At 41.3% G+C, this 19,740-nt stretch carries 19 protein-coding genes and 2 tRNA genes; 2 read left to right on the top strand and 19 right to left on the bottom strand.

The genetic code is table 11. The features are described 5' to 3' along the window. Positions 1-15: 15 nt before the first annotated feature. Positions 16-771: a class A sortase gene (locus M1F65_RS01945; RefSeq protein WP_049505926.1), complete on the bottom strand. Its 756-nt coding sequence runs from the start codon at positions 769-771 to the stop codon at positions 16-18. Continuing rightward, positions 771-3,239: a DNA gyrase subunit A gene (gene gyrA, locus M1F65_RS01940; RefSeq protein WP_247925356.1), complete on the bottom strand. Its 2,469-nt coding sequence runs from the start codon at positions 3,237-3,239 to the stop codon at positions 771-773. The genes M1F65_RS01945 and gyrA overlap by 1 nt, the downstream gene beginning before the upstream one ends. Positions 3,240-3,432: 193 nt before the next feature. On the opposite strand from gyrA, the gene M1F65_RS01935 reads away from it, so the two are divergent. Then, a complete protein-coding gene (locus M1F65_RS01935; RefSeq protein ID WP_000204722.1) occupies positions 3,433-4,419 on the top strand; it encodes an L-lactate dehydrogenase in 987 nt (328 codons plus the stop codon). 136 nt (positions 4,420-4,555) lie between these two features. Here M1F65_RS01935 and M1F65_RS01930 read toward each other — a convergent pair whose 3' ends face one another. Then, positions 4,556-4,831: an HU family DNA-binding protein gene (locus M1F65_RS01930; protein ID WP_001284636.1), complete on the bottom strand. Its 276-nt coding sequence runs from the start codon at positions 4,829-4,831 to the stop codon at positions 4,556-4,558. A 107-nt stretch (positions 4,832-4,938) separates the two neighbouring features. Continuing rightward, positions 4,939-5,775 carry a DegV family protein gene (locus tag M1F65_RS01925; RefSeq protein WP_042902176.1) on the bottom strand — a complete coding sequence of 279 codons (837 nt, stop codon included), beginning with the start codon at positions 5,773-5,775 and terminating at the stop codon, positions 4,939-4,941. Positions 5,776-5,916: 141 nt separating this feature from the next. On the opposite strand from M1F65_RS01925, the gene M1F65_RS01920 reads away from it, so the two are divergent. Then, a complete protein-coding gene (locus M1F65_RS01920) occupies positions 5,917-6,765 on the top strand; it encodes a YitT family protein (RefSeq protein WP_000619787.1) in 849 nt (282 codons plus the stop codon). A 22-nt stretch (positions 6,766-6,787) separates the two neighbouring features. On the opposite strand, the gene M1F65_RS01915 is transcribed toward M1F65_RS01920, so the two are convergent. From M1F65_RS01915 to M1F65_RS01845, 15 genes are all read right to left on the bottom strand, one after another. Continuing rightward, the gene (locus M1F65_RS01915; RefSeq protein WP_042902175.1) at positions 6,788-8,185 is read right to left on the bottom strand and encodes an APC family permease; all 1,398 of its coding nucleotides are present in this window, start codon (positions 8,183-8,185) and stop codon (positions 6,788-6,790) included. A gap of 212 nt (positions 8,186-8,397) precedes the next feature. After that, positions 8,398-8,967 carry a hypothetical protein gene (locus M1F65_RS01910; protein WP_042902174.1) on the bottom strand — a complete coding sequence of 190 codons (570 nt, stop codon included), beginning with the start codon at positions 8,965-8,967 and terminating at the stop codon, positions 8,398-8,400. 18 nt (positions 8,968-8,985) lie between these two features. Further along, the gene (gene sufB, locus M1F65_RS01905; protein ID WP_000797057.1) at positions 8,986-10,398 is read right to left on the bottom strand and encodes a Fe-S cluster assembly protein SufB; all 1,413 of its coding nucleotides are present in this window, start codon (positions 10,396-10,398) and stop codon (positions 8,986-8,988) included. 35 nt (positions 10,399-10,433) lie between these two features. Beyond that, a complete protein-coding gene (gene sufU, locus M1F65_RS01900) occupies positions 10,434-10,874 on the bottom strand; it encodes a Fe-S cluster assembly sulfur transfer protein SufU (RefSeq protein WP_007522144.1) in 441 nt (146 codons plus the stop codon). Then, entirely contained in the window at positions 10,861-12,087 is a 1,227-nt protein-coding gene (locus M1F65_RS01895) for a cysteine desulfurase (RefSeq protein WP_042902172.1), read from the bottom strand. Before M1F65_RS01895 ends, sufU begins: the two co-directional genes overlap by 14 nt. Before the next feature lie 10 nt (positions 12,088-12,097). Next, positions 12,098-13,360 (bottom strand): Fe-S cluster assembly protein SufD, encoded by a 1,263-nt coding sequence (gene sufD, locus M1F65_RS01890; RefSeq protein ID WP_247925355.1) that lies wholly within the window; start codon positions 13,358-13,360, stop codon positions 12,098-12,100. Between the two features lie 27 nt (positions 13,361-13,387). Next, entirely contained in the window at positions 13,388-14,158 is a 771-nt protein-coding gene (gene sufC / locus M1F65_RS01885) for a Fe-S cluster assembly ATPase SufC (protein ID WP_000114489.1), read from the bottom strand. Between the two features lie 152 nt (positions 14,159-14,310). Beyond that, positions 14,311-14,505 (bottom strand): DUF3272 family protein, encoded by a 195-nt coding sequence (locus tag M1F65_RS01880; RefSeq protein WP_000198269.1) that lies wholly within the window; start codon positions 14,503-14,505, stop codon positions 14,311-14,313. A gap of 27 nt (positions 14,506-14,532) precedes the next feature. Continuing rightward, positions 14,533-16,188 (bottom strand): DNA polymerase III subunit gamma/tau, encoded by a 1,656-nt coding sequence (dnaX, locus tag M1F65_RS01875; RefSeq protein WP_042902170.1) that lies wholly within the window; start codon positions 16,186-16,188, stop codon positions 14,533-14,535. Continuing rightward, positions 16,188-16,685, bottom strand: a complete 498-nt coding sequence (locus M1F65_RS01870; protein ID WP_009013631.1) for a GAF domain-containing protein — start codon at positions 16,683-16,685, stop codon at positions 16,188-16,190. The genes dnaX and M1F65_RS01870 overlap by 1 nt, the downstream gene beginning before the upstream one ends. 81 nt (positions 16,686-16,766) lie before the next feature. Next, complete coding sequence (gene rpsA, locus M1F65_RS01865; RefSeq protein ID WP_001001617.1) at positions 16,767-17,969, bottom strand: 30S ribosomal protein S1; 1,203 nt, start codon at positions 17,967-17,969, stop codon at positions 16,767-16,769. A 162-nt stretch (positions 17,970-18,131) separates the two neighbouring features. Next, positions 18,132-18,203: transfer RNA gene (locus M1F65_RS01860), tRNA-Gln, on the bottom strand. An 8-nt stretch (positions 18,204-18,211) separates the two neighbouring features. Beyond that, positions 18,212-18,292: transfer RNA gene (locus tag M1F65_RS01855), tRNA-Tyr, on the bottom strand. Between the two features lie 49 nt (positions 18,293-18,341). Then, the gene (locus M1F65_RS01850; RefSeq protein WP_000037107.1) at positions 18,342-18,572 is read right to left on the bottom strand and encodes a DUF2969 domain-containing protein; all 231 of its coding nucleotides are present in this window, start codon (positions 18,570-18,572) and stop codon (positions 18,342-18,344) included. Between the two features lie 112 nt (positions 18,573-18,684). Further along, complete coding sequence (locus M1F65_RS01845) at positions 18,685-19,722, bottom strand: branched-chain amino acid aminotransferase (protein ID WP_345772945.1); 1,038 nt, start codon at positions 19,720-19,722, stop codon at positions 18,685-18,687. Positions 19,723-19,740: the final 18 nt, after the last annotated feature.

The raw sequence follows: 19,740 nt of genomic DNA, 5'->3' as shown, positions 1-19,740 counted from the left end.
CTGGTTCATTCATTCTTAATAACGTTGTCTATACGGTTGATTAAAGGCCTTCAAAATATCCTCAGAAGTCTCAGAATAAGCTTTTGATTCTTTAAAGATTCCTTTGACGATTATACGCTCAGTCGCATTATAATCAACACAGGTAACCAAAGTAATCTCTTTTACGCCATCACGATCTTCGATTTCATCTACACGGTCTGGTGTAACACGTTTAACTTCTGTAATCTCATAAGTATAAACTTTATCCTTATCCGTCAGATAAATTTTCATACCTGCTTTGGCATTGACCAAAGGTGAGAAGAGCATTTGACTGGCATTTTCAGCAGTAAAGATATGGTGACTGGCTAGAGAATAGTTGCCTTCTCCCATTTTTTGGTCTGGTTTCATGGTCCCTGCTCCGTAGAACAAGTTTACATTATCCAACCCTTTGAAAATAGGGAGGTTAATCTCCACCTCAGGAATAGCGATACCTCCAATAACAGGAAGTTTCTGAGCATCCCATTGTGAAGCCAATACAGCTTCGGATGAAATAGACTTAACAGAGTCAAAATCAAAATTTCCCTCGGATTTTAGGTTTTCATCTATATTTTCCTTAGTGACTTGATTGACTTGGTATTTATTGGTATTCCATACCAAAAAGATATCGCGAATCTTTGAATTAAAAATCAAGGCTAAGGAAAGAAGAATTAAGAAACCCGCTAAAATATTGATAAATAGATTTCTGCGCTTATTTTTCTTACTCTTTTTATTTTTCGTTCTTCTATGAGACATTATGCTTCACCTTCTGTTTCAATTTCAGTCCCAACTTCTTCTTTTTCTGCCGCAGCAACCGTTGTAAAGGTCACAATCTTAGCATCCTGATCTAGACGCATCACCTTAACTCCCATAGTTGAGCGTCCAGTTTGTGAAATATTGGCAACATTTGTACGGATCATGACACCTGTATCTGTGATAATCATCAGGTCTTCATCCCCCTTAACAGTGAGGAGACCTGCTAGAGGACCATTCTTCTCAGCAACATTGGCTGTCTTCATCCCTTTACCACCACGGCCTTTAGTAGGATATTCAGTAGCAAGTGTACGTTTACCATATCCTTTTTCAGTGATGATAAGAACTTCGTCTTGGTTTGTAATCACGCTAGCACCAACTACTGTGTCACCCTCACGAAGATTGACTCCTCGAACACCTGTCGCGATACGACTCATGCCACGAACAGCTGATTGATTAAAGCGAACGGCATAACCAAACTTGGTACCGATGATAATATCCGTATCTTCTTCTGTCAGCAAGACATTAATCAATTCGTCTTCATCCTTGAGATTCAAGGCTTTCAGTCCATTTTGACGAATATTAGCGAACTCTTTAACACTGGTTCTCTTCACAATACCGTGACGAGTTGTAAAGAAGAGATAGGCGTCATCACTACGTTCAGACTCAACGTTGATGATGGTCTGAATGCTCTCACCTTCGTCCAACTTCAATAGATTGACAACTGGCAAGCCCTTAGCAGTACGACCGTATTCAGGAATTTCATAACCTTTTAGTCGATATACGCGTCCTTTATTGGTAAAGAAGAGCAGATGATCATGGGTGCTGGTTGAAACCAACTCACGCACAAAGTCATCATCCTTAACTCCCGTACCTTGAACTCCACGGCCACCACGTTTTTGAGCAGTGAACTCACCTTGGTCCAAACGTTTGATATAGCCCTTATTAGATAGGGTAATCAAGACATCCGTTTCTTCAATCAAATCTTCATCTTCAAGAGTTTGAACTTCTCCGATCATCAACTCCGTACGACGCTTGTCACCAAACTTGCGTTTGACTTCGTCCAATTCCTCTTTGATGATTTGCGCCACGCGCTCAGGTTTGGCAAGAATATCAGCCAAATCTGCAATCAAGGCAATCAACTCATCATATTCAGATTGAATCTTATCACGTTCCAATCCTGTCAAACGACGAAGACGCATATCAAGGATAGCTTGACTTTGACGTTCAGAAAGTTTGAACTTGCTCATCAACTCAGCTTGCGCTTCCGCATCTGTTTCACTGGCACGAATGATACGAATCACTTCGTCGATATGGTCAAGTGCAATTAAAAGACCTTCTAAGATGTGCGCACGCGCCTCCGCCTTTTCCTTGTCAAAACGAGTACGGCGAACAACCACTTCTTTTTGGTGCTCGATATAAGCATCCAAAATTTGACGAAGGGACAAAATTTTTGGCACACCATTTTGAATCGCGAGCATGTTGAAACCAAAGTTGGTTTGCATCTGGGTCATCTTGAAGAGGTTGTTAAGGATAACGTTGGCAGACGCGTCGCGTTTAACCTCTATTACAAAGCGAACGCCTTCACGGTTGGACTCATCACGTACAGCTGTAATGCCCTCAATTCGTTTTTCCTGAACCAAGCGAACAATATGCTCATGCACCTTGGTTTTATTAACCATATAAGGAAATTCCGTTACAACGATGCGCTCACGACCCGTCTTAGTGGTTTCAATCTCTGTACGAGAACGAAGGACAATGGAACCTTTACCAGTCTCATAAGCCTTATGGATCCCTGATTTCCCCATGACAAGAGCACCAGTCGGAAAATCTGGACCAGGCAAGACTTCCATCAAGTCCTTAGTCGTCACTTCAGGATTATCCATAACCAACTTCACTGCATCAATGGTTTCACCCAAGTTGTGAGGTGGAATATTGGTTGCCATCCCAACAGCGATACCCGTTGCCCCATTGACCAAAAGGTTTGGAAAACGAGCTGGCAAGACCAAGGGTTCACGTTCGTTAGCATCGTAGTTATCTACGAAATCAACTGTGTTTTTATTGATATCACGAAGCATTTCAAGAGCAATCTTGCTCATACGTGCCTCAGTGTAACGCTGCGCAGCGGCACCGTCTCCATCCATAGAACCAAAGTTTCCATGTCCATCGACAAGCATATAACGGTAGCTCCACCACTGAGCCATACGAACCATAGCTTCGTAAATAGAGGAATCTCCATGTGGGTGGTATTTACCCATAACATCCCCTGTAATACGGGCTGATTTTTTATGAGGTTTGTCTGGTGTAACACCTAGTTCATTCATTCCGTAAAGAATACGACGATGAACAGGCTTTAAACCGTCTCGAACATCAGGAAGAGCCCGCGCAACGATAACACTCATGGCGTAATCGATAAAGCTGGTCTTCATCTCCTTTGTCAGATTGACATTCACTAAATTTCTATCCTGCATTAATAAATGCCTCATTTCACTATTAGTAATTAGATATATTATACCATAATTTGTCCTTCATTTCAGTCTTTGAAAACCACTAAAACGTTTACATCGAGAACCGAATAGAATATTCGTGACAAAGTTTTTTAAAAGTGATAGAATGAAAGTGTCTAGGGATTCCCCTAAAAAAAATGAAGGAGATGTTTAGATAATGACTTCAACTAAACAACACAAAAAAGTGATCCTTGTTGGTGACGGTGCCGTAGGTTCATCTTACGCTTTCGCACTTGTTAACCAAGGAATTGCACAAGAGCTTGGAATTATCGAAATTCCACAATTACACGAAAAAGCTGTTGGTGATGCGCTTGACCTTAGCCACGCCCTTGCCTTCACTTCACCTAAAAAAATCTACGCTGCTCAATACTCTGACTGTGCAGACGCTGACCTTGTTGTTATCACTGCAGGTGCTCCTCAAAAACCAGGTGAAACTCGTCTTGACCTTGTAGGTAAAAACTTGGCTATCAACAAGTCAATCGTAACACAAGTTGTTGAATCAGGTTTTGATGGTATCTTCCTTGTTGCGGCTAACCCAGTTGACGTTTTGACTTACTCAACTTGGAAATTCTCTGGATTCCCTAAAGAACGTGTTATCGGTTCAGGTACTTCACTTGACTCAGCACGTTTCCGTCAAGCACTTGCTGAAAAATTGGATGTTGATGCTCGTTCCGTTCACGCCTACATCATGGGTGAACACGGAGATTCTGAGTTTGCGGTTTGGTCACATGCCAACATCGCTGGTGTAAACCTTGAAGAGTTCCTTAAAGATACTCAAAACGTTCAAGAAGCTGAATTGATTGAATTGTTCGAAGGTGTTCGTGACGCTGCTTACACAATCATTAACAAAAAAGGAGCTACATACTACGGTATCGCAGTAGCACTTGCTCGTATCACAAAAGCAATCCTTGATGACGAAAATGCAGTACTTCCACTTTCAGTCTTCCAAGAAGGTCAATACGGTGTTAAAAACGTCTTTATCGGTCAACCAGCTGTTGTTGGTGCACACGGTATCGTTCGTCCAGTAAACATCCCATTGAACGATGCTGAAACTCAAAAAATGCAAGCATCTGCTAAAGAATTGCAAGCAATCATTGATGAAGCATGGAAAAACCCTGAATTCCAAGCAGCTTCTAAAAACTAATGAAAAGAAGGTTCTCAAACATGGGAACCTTTTTCTTTTTGCAAAGAATCATAACATCAACTTTTCAAATAAACAATAAAAAAAAGCCTGTCAGACAAGCTCGAATGCTTGATATGACAGGCTTTTTGAAAATTCATTATTTAACAGCGTCTTTAAGAGCTTTACCAGCTTTGAATGCTGGAACTTTAGAAGCTGCGATCTTGATTTCTTTACCAGTTTGTGGGTTGCGACCTTTACGTGCAGCACGCTCACGAACTTCAAAGTTACCAAAACCGATCAATTGAACTTTTTCACCAGCTGCAAGGTATTCAGTTACTGCTGCGAATACAGCGTCAACTGCTGCTGCTGAATCTTTCTTAGTCAATTCTGTAGCTTCTGCTACTTTAGCGATCAAATCTTGTTTGTTTGCCATGTTAATAAATCCTCCAAATAATTTCTAATTAACAAATATAATCATATCCTAAAATCGGCTATAGGTCAAGTCAAAAACACTATTTTGACCATTTTTTCTCTATTTTTTTAGGAATTGTAGCGAATTAGAATCGCCCAAGCATTCTCTCCAGTATGAGTTTGAATAATAGAGCCAGTTTCCAATACAGAGATTGGTTTCTCAACATAAGGTTGCAATAATGCCTTCATCTCATTCGCCCATTCGTTCGTTCCAGCATAGGAAATTCCAATTTCTGCAACTGATTTTTGAGAAAGAGTATTGGTTAATTCCTCAAGCCACTTTTTAAAAGTTTTCGCTCCACGTCCTTTGACGATTGGTTGGAGTTCGTGGTTTTTCATCTGCATTATTACACGAATATTCAAGAGTGAGCTTAGTAATCCTGTCACACGTCCAATACGACCACCCTTAACTAAGTTTTCTAGCGTCGAAACACCGATATAAAGTTCTGTATGATTTTTGACGTTCTCTACATGAGCTAGAATCGTTTCTAAATCTTTACCCTCTTTGGCAAGTTTTGCGGCTTCAACAACTTGGAACTTCATCGCTTGATCTGTAAAGGAACTATCAATAACCGTTACATCAGCAGTTGAGAGGCTTGCCCCTTGTCGAGCAGCTTCCACAGTTCCAGACAAGGCATGGGACATGTGAATGGCGATAATTTGACTGCCATCTTTACCTAGTTCTTCAAAGACCTCAGCAAACACTCCCACAGGGGGCTGGCTTGTTTTAGGCAGATTCTTACTTTGTTGCATAAGATGAAGGAATTCTCCCTCTTTCAAATCTGCATCCGAATAAAGCACACTATCAATCATAACTGATAGAGGAACAACGGTGATATTTAATTCTTTAACTACTTCTGGTTCGATAGTAACAGAAGAGTCCGTTACAATTTTTACTTGTGTCATAATTCAATCTTTCTATTCTTCTCGATAGGATTGGGATTTTCTCCTTTATTATATCAAAAAAATGATAAAAAATCATAAGTGATCCGATGAAAAGAACTGAATTTTTGGTATAATCTATCTATAGAAAAGTGAGGAACAGCTATGATTCGAAAACTTCAACCGATTATCACGATTATTTTGGGAGCTGCTATCTATGCCTTCGGTCTTACTTACTTTGTTGTTCCTTATCATTTATTTGAGGGTGGGGCGACAGGTATTACCTTGATTACCTACTATCTCTTTAAGATTCCTGTCTCATTGATGAACCTCTTGATTAATATCCCTTTATTTATCCTGGCTTGGAAGATATTTGGACCTAAGACCCTCTACTCCAGCCTTCTAGGATCTATTTCACTTTCCGTTTGGCTAGCAATCTTTGAGCGCATTCCTTTGCACATCGACTTGCAAGGGGATCTCATCATTGTCGCTTTAGTCTCAGGTGTCTTACTAGGAGTTGGTTTAGGAATTATCTTTAATGCTGGTGGAACCACTGGTGGCTCTGATATCGTTGCCCGTATCCTCAACAAATACACCAATATTTCGATTGGTAAATTGCTTTTTGGGATTGACTTTTTTATCCTAATGTTGATTTTGATTATCTTCCAGGATCTTCGTCTAGTTACCTATACCCTCTTATTTGACTTTATCATCGCTCGTGTTATCGACTTGATCGGCGAAGGAGGTTATGCTGGTAAAGGATTTATGATTATTACCCAATATCCTGATCAATTGGCCAAAGAGATTAACGATGAACTCGGACGTGGCGTTACCTTTATATCTGGTCAAGGCTACTACAGCAAAAAGGATTTAAAAATTATCTACTGTATCGTCGGTCGAAACGAAATCGTAAAAATGAAAGATATGATTCACAAAATTGATCCTCAAGCCTTTATCACCATCACTGAGGCTCATGAAATTCTGGGTGAAGGATTTACTTATGTGAAAGATTAAAAAAGCTGGGAATTCCCAGCTTTTATTCTTCTTCTGCGAGGGTTGAATGGCGAACCCCGTAAGCAAAGTAAATGACTAGACCAACTACAAGAGCAATGCCAAAAGCAATCCAGGTATCTAGGCTATATTGAAGCATAAAGGAAACACAGATAAGGATGGAAAGAATTGGCAAGAGTGGTACCAAAGGAGTTTTAAACTCTCCCTCTTTTGGCATGCCCTTATCCTTTCTGAGTTTTATTATTCCATAGGCTAGCATAATGAGATAAGCTAGCGTACAAATATTTAAGAAGGCTGCAATACTGGCTAGAGGAAAGACTCCTACAGCAATGGCTGAAGCAACTCCTGTCAAGAGGGTCGCATTTTTAGGAACGCGACTAGTCTTGCTTAATTGTTTGAAACTTTGAGGTAAAAGTCCATCACGTGCTAAGCTATAAATCATCCGAGATAAAGCATAAGTCATGGAGATACATACGGTTATCAAGGTTAGAATGGCTACAAGCGAAACATAATTGGCCGCCCAGCCGATACCAATACTCCGTAATGAAAATGCTACTGCATCGTCCACATTGAGCTTACTGTAGTGAACAATCCCTGTCAATACTAAAGTTACCAAGGCATAAAGAATGGTGACGATTGTCAGAGAAAGTACGATTCCGCGAGGAATATTTTTTTGAGGACTTTGAATTTCATCAACTGCCATGGAAATAGACTCAAATCCGAGAAAACCAAAGAACATCAAAGATGCACCCGCCATAATCCCAGTACTTCCACCATATAGTTGACCAAAGCCAAATGGAGCAAAATTCGCCCAATTTTCTGGCTTGATGTACCAAATACCAACTAGGATAAATAAGGCGAGAGCTGAGAATTTCAAGACCACTAAAAGCGAATTAAATCGCAAAGCTGCCTTAGAATTTAATAAAACCAATCCCGTTACCAATGTCAGTACTAAAATAGGTAGAAGATCAATATAGGTTCCCTGTTTAGGGTTAAAGGTTCCATTCAAGGCTTGGGGCATGGAGATACCATAATCACTGAGCAATCCCTTAAAGTAAGCTGCCCAGCCAGACGCCACACCTGAAACAGCCGTCATGAATTCCATGATGGTCAACCAGCCAGCAATCCAGGCTGGCAATTCTCCCAAAATCGCATAGAGATAACTATAAGCACCCCCATTTGCGGGTACACGAGAGGCAAATTCTGCAAAAAAGAGAGCTGATAGAGAAACACACAGGGCAGAAATCACAATGGAAATCACTAGTGAGGGACCAGCTAGAGTAGCCGCTGCTGTTCCTGTAATGGTGAAAATCCCCGTCCCTACCATGGCACCGATTCCCAATAAAATCAAATCCCACAATTTCAAATGGCGACGCATCTCTGTCTGTCTCAGACTAACATCCTTGGTTCTAAAAATATTCATACTTCATCTCCACTAAATGTAATTGTTTTATTTTACCATATAAAAGCATTTTTGTGAATATTTATTAGGTTCTTTTTTGAAAAAAATCTGAACAGAAAGGATTCCTGTTCAGAATTTGCATTTTTACCCACTGATTCTTTCAATTTGTTACCTATCAAGCGAGTAAGCTCAACAGTATACTCCATTGAAAGTTTTTGGGGATTTGGGATTTTTTAAACTTCAAAGTAAGGGAAGGGACGGTCACTATCTAAAGGACGATTTGGAACTTCTTGTTCCAAAATAGCGCGCCAACCTGATACCAATTCTTCAAAAGTCAATTGGGCTTCTGGAGAAGCTGTTGTCAGCTTCCGACCAAACCAAGCCATGGTTGCAGTTTCAAACTGAAGCATAGCGTACTGGATTACTGGTACATTTGCCTCTTCATAATTTTCATTTACTGCACGCGCTACTTCTGCCGCTTGCGGAAGGAGTTGATTGCTGATTTTATCAACAACTGTCGCATCCATCTCTCTCCATGAAAGAAGTTGACCATTTACCTGATAAAAGAGCTCAAAGGTTTCTTGATTTTCTTTGAAATTAGTAAGAACAAAAGCACGTTCCACGGCTTCAGGACCACCAACGCCTTTTACAGCGTTTATCAAGAGGTTTTGTTCCATTTGTCGCCAATAATCATCAGCTTCTGCTTCAAGATCAAAAACAAATGCCTGATCCAACTCTTCAATCGGGGCTTCTCCCTTATTCACTTTTTCAATCGTTCCAAATAAACGCTTTAAAAATCCCATTTGCTTCTCCTTTTTCTTTTATCCGACTGAACCTTCCATTTCATAGCTAATCAAGCGGTTCAGCTCAACTGCGTATTCCATTGGAAGTTCTTTTGTGAAGGGCTCTACAAATCCCATAACGATCATCTCAGTTGCCTCAGATTCTGACAAACCACGGCTCATGAGGTAATAGAGTTGTTCCTCTGAAATCTTAGATACCTTAGCTTCGTGTTCCAAAGCGACTTGCGAGTTGTGGATTTCATTGAATGGAATGGTATCTGACGCTGACAAGTCATCCATGATAATGGTATCACACTCGATATGAGAAACAGATTTCTTAGAGTTCTTGTTAAAGGTTACTTGTCCACGGTAGTCCACCTTTCCTCCGCCTTTTGCGATGGATTTAGACACGATAGAGGAGCTTGTGTGTGGAGCGTTGTGGATCATCTTGGCACCAGTATCCTGATGTTGCCCTGCGTTAGCAAAGGCGATAGAGAGCATAGTACCACGCGCCCCTTCTCCATCAAGGTAAACAGATGGGTATTTCATTGTTGTTTTGGCACCCAAGTTACCATCGATCCACTCAACAGTCGCATCTTTCAAAGCTTTGGCACGTTTTGTTACCAAGTTATAGACATTATCAGACCAGTTTTGGATGGTTGTATAACGCATATAAGCTCCGTCCAAAGCGAAAATTTCTACAATGGCAGCGTGCAAGCTGTTGCTAGAATAAGTTGGTGCTGTACAGCCTTCTACGTAGTGGACACTCGCTCCTTCATCAACGATAATCAAGGTACGTTCGAACTGACCTGTATTTTCGTTGTTGATACGGAAGTAGGTTTGAAGTGGAATATCCACTTTGACCCCTTTTGGTACATAGATAAAGGTTCCACCTGACCATACTGCAGAGTTGAGGGCTGCCAACTTGTTATCTGTCGGCGGTACCAACTTGGCAAAGTATTGTTTAAACAAGTCTGGATATTCCTTGAGGGCAGAATCCGTATCAGTAAAGATAATCCCCAATTTCTGGAACTCTTCCTTCATGTTATGGTAAACCACTTCTGATTCATACTGAGCAGAAGCCCCCGCTAGATAAGCACGCTCAGCTTCTGGAATTCCGATACGTTCAAAGGTTTCTTTGATTTTCTCAGGAACTTCATCCCAAGAACGGGCTGGTTTGTCAGATGGTTTTTGGTAGTAGATCAAGTCATCAAAGTCAATCTCTGACAAGTCTGCTCCCCAGGTTTGCATAGGCATTTTTTTGAAGGTTTCATAAGACTTCAAACGGAATTCTAACATCCACTCAGGTTCACCCTTAGCAGCTGATAATTCGCGAATGACTTCTTCGTTCAATCCTTTTCCTGTCGATAGGACAGGCTCTACATCGTCATGGAAACCAAATTTATATTCACCAAGGTCAATTGGTTTTGGTTCTACTCTTTCTTCAGCCATAATATCCTTTCTTTCATTATATATTTCTATGTTTCTTATTTATCTTCTTGATTTTCAATTGTCTTCTTAAGGGCATTCCAAGCCAGGGTTGCACACTTAATCCGTTGTGGGAATTTGGCAACACCTGATAAGAAAGCCGCGTCTCCAAGTTGGTCTTGACGCTCATCTTTTTGCCCTTGAACCATTTCTGAAAAAATGGTCGCAAGTTCTAGAATTTCTTGTTTGGTCTTGCCTAAAACTGCATCTGTCATCATACTAGCAGAAGCAGTTGAAATCGTGCATCCTGAATTTAGAAAAGCAATATCTTCCAAACGGTCCTCTGCATCAAACTTGACAGAGAGGTTGATGACATCGCCACAGGTTGGATTATTGAGACTGATTTGTTCAGCATCTTCCAGCTTCCCTTGGTGATGTGGATTTTTCGAATGGTCTGCCACCACTGCCATATAAAGGCTATCTAGTTTAGAAAGTGCCATTGAAAAACTCCTTTGTCTTTTGTAGGGCATCGACTAGCTTGTCACAATCTGCCTTGGTATTGTAGATATAAAAACTTGCACGAGCTGTTGCTGGGACTTCCAAATGCTGAAGCAAAGGTTGGGCGCAATGGTGACCAGCACGAACAGCCACTCCTTCATAATCCAGAGCCGTCGCAAGATCGTGGGGGTGAAGATCCCCTAGGTTAAAGGCAATGACACCTGAACGTTGAGCCAGGTCTTGCGAACCATAAATGGTCAAACCTTCAATGGCCTGCAATTTTGGATAGACGTATGCAATCAATTCCTGTTCATAAGCTTCAATGGCATCCATACCAATCTTATCCAGATAATCCACTGCTGCAGCAAGTCCGATAGCACCTGCCATATTCGGCGTTCCAGCCTCAAATTTCCAAGGCAATTCCTTCCAACTAGCAGATTGCTCATAGACGAAATCAATCATCTCGCCACCAAACTCAACTGGTGACATTTGTTCCAGATACTTTTCTTTACCGTAAAGAACACCAATACCAGTCGGACCAGCCATCTTGTGACCCGAAAAGGCAAAGAAGTCCACATCCAAGTCCTGGACATCAATCTTCATATGAGGTGTAGATTGAGCACCATCCACTACCATGATAGCTCTAACTTGGTGGGCCAATTGCGTGATTTCCTTGATCGGATTGACCACACCAAGAACATTTGAGGCTTGAGCTAGAGAGACAAACTTGACTTTATCAGTCAATTTAGCGCGCAAATCCTCCATATCCAGAGCCCCGTCCTTGAGATAAACATAGACAAGCTCTGCCCCAGTCTTGCGACAAGCTTCCTGCCATGGAATGATATTAGAATGGTGTTCCATTACTGAAATCAAGACTTGGTCTCCCTCAGTCAGAATTTCCTCAGCGAAGCGTGCCACCCAGTTAAGGCTGGTTGTCGTTCCTCTGGTAAAGAGAACTTCCTTTGTAGAGCCTGCATTGATAAACTTACGAATGGTTTCACGAGCAGCTTCATAAGAAGCTGTTGCTCGCTCAGCCAAGGTATGAACACCACGGTGAACATTGGCATTGTCCTGCTCATAGTAGCGGTTGATTGTTTCCAGAACTGCTAGTGGTTTTTGTGTCGTCGCAGCATTGTCCAGATAGACCAGAGGTTCATCGTTGACAATCTGGTCTAAAATTGGAAAATCCTTACGAATCGCTTCTACATCTAACATAGGCTTCCCCTTAGCGTTTTGACAATTTTTCTTCAATAGTTGCAATCATTTCGTCACGAACTTCTTTGACTGGAATCTCAACAATTACGGAGCCAAGGAAACCGCGAACAACCAAACGTTCCGCAGTCGCCTTATCCAAACCACGACTCATGAGGTAGTACATGTCTTCTGGATCCACCTGACCGATAGAAGCCGCGTGACCTGCAGTAACGTCATTTTCATCAATCAAAAGAATTGGGTTGGCATCTGAACGCGCTTGGTCTGAAAGCATGAGAACACGGCTTTCTTGTTGCGCATCTGCTCCCTTGGCACCCTTGATGATGTGACCGATCCCATTGAAGGTCAAAGTTGCTTTTTCAAGGATAACCCCATGTTGAAGGATATTTCCGATTGAGTTGCAACCATAGTTAGTCACACGAGTGTCAATCCCTTGAACCTGACGACCACTTGAAAGAGCTACGACTTTAAGGTCAGCATGGCTACCATTTCCAATCAAATCGCTATCAAAATCAGCAACAACATTTCCTTCGTTCATGACACCGATTGCCCAGTCAATGCTTGCATCGTTGCCTAGTTTACCACGGCGGCTAATGTAGGCAGTGACATTTTCACCTAAACGGTCAATAGCAGCAAATTTCACTTGTGCACCAGAACGAGCAATCACTTCAACTGTGATATTGGCAGTTGCCTTCGCACTACCTTCACCTCGTGACTCTAAACGTTCAAGATAACTAATCTTAGAATTTTCACCAGCGATAATCATAATATGCTTGTTAAATGGCACATCGCTATCACTGTCTTGGTAGAAAATTCCTTCGATTGGCTCTGTAATTTCAACATTATCAGGAATGTAGAGAACAGCACCACTGTTAAAGTAAGCTGTATGGTAGGCTGCCAACTTGTCATCGTCATACTTAACAGATGACATGAAGAATTCCTCGATAAGTTCGGGAATTTCTTCTAAAGCTGAGTGGAAGTCTGTAAAGATTACTCCTTGTTCAGCCAATTCAACTGGAGTTTGTTCAAAAACAGTCTGCGTTCCTACTTGCACCAACTTCAAGTGATTATCTAGAGCCGTGAAGTCAGGAACATTTGCTGAAGGCTCACTTTCTGTGATGGTTCCATCTCCCAGATTCCAACGGTGAAATTTGACACGCTCAATGACTGGTAATTCCAAACTCTCAATCTTATCAAAAGCTTTTTGACGGAGGTCAGCCAACCAGCTTGGTTCAGCGTGCATTTCTGAAAAAAGTTTAATATTCTCTTTAGTCATTTACTTCTCCTAAAAGATACGAGGGAATTACAATTCTTCCTTGTAGTCATATCCAAGTTCTTCAGCTAGTTTCGCGTATCCTTCACGTTCCAAGCGTGCAGCCAATTCTGGACCACCAGAAAGGACAACACGACCTTCCATCATCACGTGGACCACGTCTGGTGTGATGTAGTTCAAGAGACGTTGGTAGTGAGTGATAATCATAGCACCAAAGCCTTCACCACGCATGGCATTGACACCTTTAGACACAACTTTAAGGGCGTCAATATCAAGACCTGAGTCAATCTCATCCAAAAGGGCAAATGTTGGTTCCAACATCAAGAGTTGAAGAATTTCATTACGTTTTTTCTCACCACCTGAGAAACCTTCGTTGAGGTAACGCTCTGCCATTTCTTCTTTCATGTTGAGCAATTCCATTTTCTCGTCTAGTTTAGTGATGAACTCACGAACTGAAATCTTTTCATCATCTTCTTTACCAGCATTCATGGCTGCACGAAGAAACTCTGCGTTGGTAATTCCAGGGATTTCAGATGGGTATTGCATAGCAAGGAAAAGACCCATACGCGCACGCTCGTCTACTTCCAATTCAAGGATGTTTACACCATCAAACAAGACCTCACCTTTAGTAACTTCATAGTTAGGGTTCCCCATGATAGCGGCAGAAAGAGTCGATTTACCAGTACCATTTGGTCCCATGATAGCTGCGATTTCTCCTGTTTTCAGGGTCAGGTTAACCCCTTTCAAAATTTCTTTTCCTTCAATCTCAACGTGAAGATCTTTGATCTCTAATACTGACATGATAGTTCCTTTCTTTTTCTGGCCTACTTCCTTTATCCTTAGAGAAATCACTTACATTTCTCTAAAAAATACAAGAAAAGGTCCATAAATATACTCTACTAGTATAACAAAAAAAAGCCTAAAAGGCTTTGATTTTGTTTAGAAGCTAGTGACTAATCCTTGCGGTTTAGGTGCTGATCAATGGCATCTACTATTTTCCCCATTACATAACTTAACCTAAAGTTTCGAAAAAGTAGAATGGCCCAAAAGGCTGCCATGAAATAGCGACCCGTCATCCAAGCTTCATTGAAAAAATAAGTCTCAGCAGCAGTAAATAGTGCTATCACGATAAATTGTTGTCTAGTCATAGGATTATTGTACCATGAAATCCACTTTTAGTCTTCTTCGACCATGACTTTATCAGCCAGAAATTCAAATCCTTCTGGAATCAGACTGTCTTCTGCTTCTTTTTCAACTTGAGAAGATTTAGCTTTAGCTGAAAAGGCCGCTCGAACCTCTTTCCATTCCTCTAAGGAAATCGCCAAGATTTCAGGTGAAAAACCTGCTGCCTGACTGAGGATGTTGCCAAACATGGTATTGAGATTGTCCCGTTTCATGGTTTGCCCTGCATTGAAATTAGACTCAAAGGCTAAAATAGCATGGTGTTCGTTTGCCGCAACTGGTTGAGAACCAACGAGCAGAGCCTTATCCGGACCAGCTAAGCTTTCAATCACTTCTCCCCATGCATTTTGGAGGCGAATCAAGTTTTGCCGTGCCAAATCAGGATTTTCGACAGCTTCTTGCAGGATAGTCTGAACTTTGTTGCGATCCACTCGATAGACTGTCTTGGAAGTGGCTGGACGGCTAGGAACTGGCACCACTTGTTTAGGAGCTGTTTCAACATTGGCAAGTTCTTGTTTGAGACGAGCGACTTCCTGTCTCAGTGCAGCTATTTCACCTTCGACAGCTTCTGAAAGCACTGGTTCAGGCTTAATCTCAGCTAAACGAATGGTCATCATCTCAGCATAAATCTTAGGTTGCAGGCTTGCTTTCATATCTGCCAAGCTCACAGTCGCTATTCGAATCATTTCAAAGAGGCTTCCCTGAGATAAAGCTAGATTGTCCATAAAAACTGGACTATGATGAGTATTTTCGCCACCCGTCTGGACGACCAGTAAATCACGCAAATACAGCAAGAGATCCGTCACAAAACGAGTCATGCTCTTGCCATTCTCAAATAAAAGATTCAAAGAATCAAGTGCTTTTGGAACATCCTGTTGAGACAAGGCAGCTACATAGTCATCTAGTGCTGATAAACTAATGGTGCCTGTAATCTCCTCAGAGATAGCAGTCGTGAGCTCGTTTCCCTGTGTTAAACTCAAAGCTTGATCCAGAATGGACAAGGCATCCCGCATTCCACCTTCAGCTCGTCTGGCAATGATTTCCACAGCCTCCGGTTCAGAACTGATATTTTCTTTTTCTAGAATATGATAAATATGCTCCTTGATATCTTGAGTTTTAATCGATTTGAACTCAAAACGTTGAACACGCGATAAAATGGTTGCAGGAATCTTATGCAATTCAGTGGTCGCCAAGATAAAGACAACATTCTGAGTTGGCTCCTCAAGAGTCTTCAAAAGCGCATTGAAGGCTCCCGTAGACAGCATATGGACCTCGTCAATAATATAGACCTTGTAACGTGCTAAGCTAGGTGCATAGGTAGATTTGTCACGAATTTCACGGATTTCATCAACTCCATTATTCGAAGCTGCATCCATTTCGATAACATCTTCTAAACTACCTTCTGTCACTGCCTGACAGATATAGCAGTGATTACATGGTTCTCCATCCACTTGATTTGGGCAGTTCATGGCCTTGGCAAAAATCTTGGCTACGCTAGTTTTCCCAGTTCCACGAGGGCCTGAGAAGAGATAGGCATGACTAATCTTTTCCTGCTCGACCGCTTGTTTTAGGGTTTTAGCCACAACCTCTTGACCTACCAGTTGTGAAAAAGTTTGGCTTCTATATTTTCGATAAAGTGCTTGATACATTAGGCTTTCTCCTCAAACATCGTAAAGTCCCATTCTGTCTTCTCAAGCAAAATAGCGACAAATTGTTCCAAGTAATCACGGTCAATGGCATTGTAATCATCAATAAGTGAAGAATCCAAGTCTAAGACACCCAGCAATCGACCATTCTTGAGCATGGGAACTACGATTTCACTCTTGGCCATACTATCACAAGAAATATAGTTTGGATAGGTGCTCACATCGCCAACCAAAACAGTCTCTTGAAACTCAGCAGCTTCTCCACACACGCCTTTCCCAAGCGGAATGCGAATACAAGAAACACCACCCTGAAAAGGCCCTAAAATCAACTCGCTACCATCAAACAGATAAAACCCTGCAAATACAGTATTGGGAAAGCGAGATTTTAGGAGGGCACTAGCATTTGAAAGATTGGCAAGAACATTGGTCTCACCTTCTAGTAAATAAGAGAGTTCCTCATTTAACATTTGATATTGTGATTGTTTTTCTGAATCTAACATAGAACTATTATATCAAAAATGGGAAAGAGACAAAAGAAAAATCCCTTGTTTTAAACAAAGGATTTTGTGATTATCAATTGATTAAAGTTCGATATCACCGAACAAGTCAGCCATTGAGAATCCTGTTTGTGTTTCTGGAAGTTCGAAATCACGTTTTTCTTGACGTTTTGGACGACGTGGACGAGCAGCACGTTTTTCTTCTTTTTGTCCTTCTTCTTGAGCTGGACGTTCTTCAAGAGCTTTGATAGAAAGTGATACACGTTCTGCGTCAGCGTTAACATCAAGGACTTTAACAGTAACTTCTTGACCAACAGTAAGAGCTTCTTTGGGATTTTCGATACGTTTGTGTGAAATTTGTGATACGTGAACAAGTCCATCGATACCTGGCAATACTTCAACAAATGCACCGAAGTCAGTCAAACGTTTAACTGTTCCTTCTACTACATCACCTTTAGCCAATTTTTGCTCAACGCCATCCCATGGTCCAGGTGTTGTTGCTTTAAGTGAAAGTGATACGCGACCTTCTTCTTCGTTAAGATCAAGGATCTTCACTTCGATTTCTTCACCAACAGTTACAACTGATTTAGGTGATACATTACGTTCGTGTGACAATTCAGTCAAGTGAACCAATCCGTCAACCCCACCAAGGTCGATGAAAGCACCGAAACTTGTGATACGAGCAACTTTACCAGTTACGACATCACCAACAGCCAATTTACCGAATACTTCAGCACGAGCCGCTGCAGTAGCTGCTTCAACAACTTCACGACGTGAAAGGATGAAGCGGTTTTCTTTAGGATCAACTTCTTTGATTTTAGCATCAAATTCTTGACCTACGAAACGCTCAGTGTTACGTACGAAACGAGTATCCAACATTGAAGCTGGGATAAATCCACGAACACCTTCAAATTCTACTGAAAGTCCACCTTTAACGGCACGAGTTCCTTTAACAGTAACAACTTCTTCTTCGCGTCCTACAAGTTTGTCCCATGCTTTGCGAGCTTCAAGGCGTTTTTTAGATACAAGGTATGTAACTGTATCAGTATCTTTACCAACTACTTGACGAAGTACAAGAACATCCAATACTTCTCCTACTTTCACAAAGTCATTGATATCTGCATCGCGATCGTTTGTCAATTCGCGAAGAGTCAAGACACCTTCAACACCAGTCCCAGAGATTGCAACGTTAGCTTGAGTCGCATCAACTGTCAATACTTCAGCACTAACAACATCACCAGGCTCAACTTGGCTAACGCTATTTAGCAAATCTTCAAATTCGTTCATCTAAAAAATCCTCCAACAATCAAGTTTTTCCAAACTTGACATACTTATAATTTTTTTCCTAAGCACCCGCAAAGACATGTTCATATCGTTCACGTCTTTCAATTATAAAAATAAAATACCCTAAGATATTTTTCTTTTTATCTTGAATTTATTACCTAAGAACTGGGGTAGCTGGATTCGAACCAACGCATGAGGGAGTCAAAGTCCCTTGCCTTACCGCTTGGCTATACCCCATTGATGAATGGAGAGAGAGGGATTCGAACCCCCGAACCCGAAGGAGCGGATTTACAGTCCGCCGCGTTTAGCCTCTTCGCTATCTCTCCAATGTTTAACGAGAACTATTATATCATGAAATTTTCAATAAAACAAGTATTATTTTGTCAAATTATAGTTTTCAATCAAAATTTCCACAGCTTTTTCAAGTTTTTTATAAAAACTATCGACATTTCCATTCTTTATGATAGCAAATTGGCTATCTAATTCGGCAATTTCCCCAATAACCTTTTTCCCGATCGTCAAAACGTATCCTTCATAGCTGTCTTTTCCAACAGTCACTTTTGCATCGGTTAATTGGATTTCAATTTTCTTATCTTTTTTACTCATACTGTACCTCTTTTCACTTTTTCTATTGTACAAGAAAATGCTCAAACTAGCAAGAAAAAACTCCATTTCAGCCATTACAACTGCTACGGAGTTCTTCTTTACTTCATGTCTTTTAGTCCACTTTGACAATCCATCCTTCAGGCGCTTCTACATCACCGAATTGGATACCAGTCAATTCGTCATAGAGTTTCCGTGTAACAGGACCTACTTCTGTTTCACTATAGAAAACATGGAATTCATCATCATGTTGGATACCCCCAATTGGAGAGATGACTGCTGCTGTTCCACAAGCACCTGCCTCTACAAACCGATCCAAATTGTCAATCGGAACATCACCTTCGATCGGTGTCAAGCCCAAGCGGTGTTCAGCCAAGTAAAGCAATGAGTACTTGGTAATAGATGGCAAGATAGAAGGGCTTAAAGGCGTTACAAACTCATTATCAGCCGTAATCCCAAAGAAGTTGGCTGATCCGACTTCCTCAATCTTGGTGTGAGTAGCTGGATCTAGGTAGATAACATCTGAAAATTGGCGCGACTTGGCCATTTTACCTGGGAGGAGGCTAGCAGCATAGTTACCTCCAACCTTAGCCGCACCTGTACCATTTGGAGCTGCCCGGTCGTATTCATCCTGAATCAAGAAGTTGGTTGGGACTAAACCACCTTTAAAATAGTTACCAACTGGCATAGCAAAGATGGTGAAAATATACTCTTCTGCTGGTTTTACCCCAATAATATCCCCAACACCAATCAAAAGTGGACGAAGATAAAGGGTTCCACCTGTTCCATATGGTGGGACGTATTCTTCATTTGCACGCACAACTGCTTTACAAGCTTCTACAAACATTTCTGTCGGAACTTGTGGCATCAAAAGACGGTCACAAGTACGTTGCAAACGCTTGGCATTTTCGTCAGGACGGAACAGTTGAACACTGCCGTCCTTGGTACGATAGGCTTTCAATCCCTCAAATGCTTGCTGTCCATAGTGGAGACTTGGAGAAGACTCTGAAATATGCAAGGTTGCATCCTCTGTCAATTCTCCTTGATCCCATTGACCATTTTTGTAGTGAGCGATATAACGGTAAGGTAGTTTCATATAAGCAAAACCAAGATTTTCCCAATCAATTGCAACTGTCATGTGTTTCTCCTTTATACTATTCAAACTATGTGT

This window comes from Streptococcus oralis, from assembly GCF_023109195.1.
GTDB classification, from domain to species: Bacteria; Bacillota; Bacilli; order Lactobacillales; family Streptococcaceae; genus Streptococcus; species Streptococcus oralis_BV.
The sequence above is the reverse complement of the archived record's forward strand: the minus strand, read 5'-3'. Positions and strand labels throughout refer to the sequence as shown.

Excerpts from the sequence above, each read along its gene's own strand:
- M1F65_RS01935 (WP_000204722.1), top strand. The coding sequence starts at position 3,433 with ATGACTTCAACTAAACAACACAAAAAAGTGATCCTTGTTGGTGACGGT.
- M1F65_RS01925 (WP_042902176.1), bottom strand. The coding sequence starts at position 5,775 with ATGACACAAGTAAAAATTGTAACGGACTCTTCTGTTACTATCGAACCA.
- M1F65_RS01910 (WP_042902174.1), bottom strand. The coding sequence starts at position 8,967 with ATGGGATTTTTAAAGCGTTTATTTGGAACGATTGAAAAAGTGAATAAG.
- M1F65_RS01920 (WP_000619787.1), top strand. The coding sequence starts at position 5,917 with ATGATTCGAAAACTTCAACCGATTATCACGATTATTTTGGGAGCTGCT.
- sufD (WP_247925355.1), bottom strand. The coding sequence starts at position 13,360 with ATGACTAAAGAGAATATTAAACTTTTTTCAGAAATGCACGCTGAACCA.
- gyrA (WP_247925356.1), bottom strand. The coding sequence starts at position 3,239 with ATGCAGGATAGAAATTTAGTGAATGTCAATCTGACAAAGGAGATGAAG.
- M1F65_RS01870 (WP_009013631.1), bottom strand. The coding sequence starts at position 16,685 with ATGTTAGATTCAGAAAAACAATCACAATATCAAATGTTAAATGAGGAA.
- M1F65_RS01850 (WP_000037107.1), bottom strand. The coding sequence starts at position 18,572 with ATGAGTAAAAAAGATAAGAAAATTGAAATCCAATTAACCGATGCAAAA.
- M1F65_RS01915 (WP_042902175.1), bottom strand. The coding sequence starts at position 8,185 with ATGAATATTTTTAGAACCAAGGATGTTAGTCTGAGACAGACAGAGATG.
- sufC (WP_000114489.1), bottom strand. The coding sequence starts at position 14,158 with ATGTCAGTATTAGAGATCAAAGATCTTCACGTTGAGATTGAAGGAAAA.
- M1F65_RS01945 (WP_049505926.1), bottom strand. The coding sequence starts at position 771 with ATGTCTCATAGAAGAACGAAAAATAAAAAGAGTAAGAAAAATAAGCGC.
- M1F65_RS01880 (WP_000198269.1), bottom strand. The coding sequence starts at position 14,505 with ATGACTAGACAACAATTTATCGTGATAGCACTATTTACTGCTGCTGAG.
- sufB (WP_000797057.1), bottom strand. The coding sequence starts at position 10,398 with ATGGCTGAAGAAAGAGTAGAACCAAAACCAATTGACCTTGGTGAATAT.
- sufU (WP_007522144.1), bottom strand. The coding sequence starts at position 10,874 with ATGGCACTTTCTAAACTAGATAGCCTTTATATGGCAGTGGTGGCAGAC.
- M1F65_RS01930 (WP_001284636.1), bottom strand. The coding sequence starts at position 4,831 with ATGGCAAACAAACAAGATTTGATCGCTAAAGTAGCAGAAGCTACAGAA.
- dnaX (WP_042902170.1), bottom strand. The coding sequence starts at position 16,188 with ATGTATCAAGCACTTTATCGAAAATATAGAAGCCAAACTTTTTCACAA.
- M1F65_RS01895 (WP_042902172.1), bottom strand. The coding sequence starts at position 12,087 with ATGTTAGATGTAGAAGCGATTCGTAAGGATTTTCCAATTTTAGACCAG.
- rpsA (WP_001001617.1), bottom strand. The coding sequence starts at position 17,969 with ATGAACGAATTTGAAGATTTGCTAAATAGCGTTAGCCAAGTTGAGCCT.